The following is a 2,739-nucleotide window of genomic DNA, read 5'->3' as shown; positions in this document are numbered from 1 at the left end:
CGCCGGGCGTGCCCGTGTCGACGCGGATGCCCTGGTGGCTGACGGCGATGGCAGGGCTTGCATAGAGGCTGAGCGCGGAATTGGCCGCGCCGTCGAGGAAAAGGTCGAAGCTGCTCGTGGTGACATCGGCCGTGTGTTCGAGCGCGCAGAGTTTGCCGTCGGCGTCCATGTCGATGCGAACCGTCTGGCGCGTGCCGCTGCGATGCTGGACAGGGCCGAACATCTGGGTGCGTTTGAGGGACAGTTTAACCGGGCGCTTCATCTCCCGCGCAGCGAGTATGGTCAGCACGGACGGGCCATGCAGGACGGCCTTTGAGCCAAAACCGCCGCCGAGGAAAGGCGAGCGCAGCGTGACGTTTTCAGGGTCGAGACCGAAATAAGTGGCGATGCCATTTCGGGCAAGGCCGATCGCCTGGTTCGGCATATCGACGGCGAGCTTGTCTCCGTCCCACGTCGCCACGATGGCATGGGTTTCCATGGCGTTGTGGTATTGCAGCGGCGTGTCGATCCGGGTTTCGACTGTGTGCTGGGCTTTGGCGCGTTCAGCCTCGATATCGCCCTTGGTGAAGGCCTTGTTCGTCCCCATGCCGACATAGGGCGCATCGAATTTTTCGCCGCCATCGATGCCGATGCGGGCGGGTTCTGTCTCGTACTCGGCTTTGACGAGCCGCGCGCCTTCGGTCGCCGCTTCCAGCGTCTCGGCAAGGACAAGTGCGATGGGCTGGCCGGCATAGCGGACATTCGAGTTCTGGAGGACGTCGATCTTCGCGCTGAACGGGAGCGATGTGTCGTCCGGATCATGCGAGAGCGGCGGGGTATTGTCCGGCGTCATGACATGGACGACGCCCGGATGGGCAAGCGCGGCCTCGACATCAAGCGAGGTGACTTTGCCGCGCGCAATCGTGCTTTCGACATAGACCGCGTGGAGCAATTTGTCCGGCCGGTTGTCGGCGGCATAGTTCGCCGTGCCTGTCACCTTGGCGATGCCGTCGCGGCGCGTCATGGGCTGGCCGGCATTCGAGCCGAGGCGGGTATGGCCGGCAGCGAGGGGCGGTGTATCGGCCATGTCTATGCCCTCTCTTTCCGGGTTGAAAAGACCGAGCCGGGCAAAGCCGGCATCCGGTCTGGCGTACCGCTGAGAGCCGCGTTCAGCGCCTTCTTCACGAGCCGTTTTGCGAGGGTGATCTTGTAGGCATTGTCGCCGGATGGGGTAGCGCCGGAGAGGGCGGTCTCGGCGGCGGCATCGAAAGCGTCGCCAGTCGCCGCTTTGCCTTTGAGCTGCGCTTCAGCCTCTCGGGCGCGCCAGGGTTTGGCCGCGACGCCGCCGAGCGCGATCCGCACGTCTTTTATCGTGCCGTCCTGCACGTCGAGCATGGCCGCAGCCGACACCAGCGCGAAGGCATAGGAGGTGCGGTCGCGGACCTTCAGATAGCGCGCATGGCAGGCGAAATCGCGGCCGCTGGCGGGCAGGCGGATGCCGGTGATGAGTTCGCCGGGCGAGAGCTCAGCGCCGCCGGCATTCGTCTCGTCCGGAAGGGCGTAGAAACTGTCGATCGCGATGTCGCGTTTACCGGTCGGCCCCTCGATTTCGATGACGGCATCAAGCGCCATCAGCGCAGCGCAGAGGTCTGATGGGTGGGTGGCCATGCAGGTCATAGTCCAGCCGAGGATGGCGTGCTTGCTGGTCTCCCCGTCGAGCGCATCGCAGCCGCTGCCTGGCTCGCGGCGATTGCAGGCGCTGGCCGTGTCATAGAAATAGGGGCAGCGCGTCTGCTGCATGAGATTGCCGCCGAGCGTGGCCGCGTTGCGTAGCTGCGGCGAGGCGCCTGAGAGGAGGGCTTCCGCGGCGGCGGGGAAAGCCTTGGCGAAGCCTTCATGACGGGCAAGATCGGCGTTAGGCACAAGCGCGCCGATGCGCCAGTCGCCATCGTCGAGCGCGGTGATCTCGCGGAGGTCCGGAATGCGCGTGATGTCGACCAAAGTCGCCGGCGCTCTGACGCCGACCTTCATCAGGTCGAGCAGATTGGTCCCACCGGCGAGATAGGCCGCGCCCGGTTTGGCGCTCGCAGAAACCGCATCGCCAATCGTCTCGGGCCGGACATAATCGAAGACATTCATGAGCCTTTCTCCGCGAGCCGCTTCTGGGCGTCGCCAAGGGCTTCTGATATCCCGGCATAGGCCCCGCAGCGGCAGAGATTGCCGCTCATCAGCTCGCGCATCTGTTCGGCGTCGAGATCGGTCCCGGCTTCGCGAAACAGGCCGACCGCGCTCATGATCTGGCCGGGCGTGCAATAGCCGCACTGGAAGCCGTCATTCTCGATAAAGGCGGCCTGGACAGGGTGTAGCTCATCGCCCTCGGCGAGGCCTTCAATCGTGGTGATCTCCGCTCCCTCATGGCTGATGGCGAGGGCGAGGCAGCTATTCACGCGCCTGCCATCGACCAGCACCGTACAGGCACCGCACTGGCCACGGTCGCAGCCTTTCTTGGTGCCGGTGAGGCCAATGCGCTCACGCAGCACATCCAGCAGGGTCGGACGGGCGTCTTCGAGGTCGACCGTGTGCGGCTGGTTGTTGATTTTCAGGGATACGGAGAGGGACATCAGCCGGAACCCTAGCGGAGACGCGGCCCGGTTCAAGGAAAATCGAAGCCGGGGGGGCCGTTTCCTAGTCGCAGTGCCAGCAGGTCTCGTAGGGCGCCATTCCGATCGGGCCGCCCGGCGGCAGCGCGTGCGCGTCGAT

3 protein-coding genes are annotated in these 2,739 nt (G+C 65.1%); all 3 read right to left on the bottom strand.

Annotated features, from left to right (window positions below; genetic code table 11):
- On the bottom strand, nucleotides 1-1,066 hold a 1,066-nt coding region (locus tag WA989_RS16990; RefSeq protein WP_424341666.1), incomplete at its 3' end, for a xanthine dehydrogenase family protein molybdopterin-binding subunit.
- Nucleotides 1,067-1,068: 2 nt separating this feature from the next.
- Nucleotides 1,069-2,118 carry an FAD binding domain-containing protein gene (locus WA989_RS16985; protein WP_424341665.1) on the bottom strand — a complete coding sequence of 350 codons (1,050 nt, stop codon included), beginning with the start codon at nucleotides 2,116-2,118 and terminating at the stop codon, nucleotides 1,069-1,071.
- Entirely contained in the window at nucleotides 2,115-2,600 is a 486-nt protein-coding gene (locus WA989_RS16980; RefSeq protein WP_424341664.1) for a (2Fe-2S)-binding protein, read from the bottom strand. Before WA989_RS16980 ends, WA989_RS16985 begins: the two co-directional genes overlap by 4 nt.
- Nucleotides 2,601-2,739 lie beyond the last annotated feature (139 nt).

The organism is Henriciella sp. (genome assembly GCF_049649345.1).
Classification (GTDB): Bacteria; Pseudomonadota; Alphaproteobacteria; order Caulobacterales; family Hyphomonadaceae; genus Henriciella.
Note: the sequence above shows the minus strand (reverse complement) of the source record. Positions and strands in the feature narration are given on the sequence as shown.

Coding starts and splice junctions, on each gene's coding strand:
- WA989_RS16985 (WP_424341665.1), bottom strand. CDS start 2,118: ATGAATGTCTTCGATTATGTCCGGCCCGAGACGATTGGCGATGCGGTT.
- WA989_RS16980 (WP_424341664.1), bottom strand. CDS start 2,600: ATGTCCCTCTCCGTATCCCTGAAAATCAACAACCAGCCGCACACGGTC.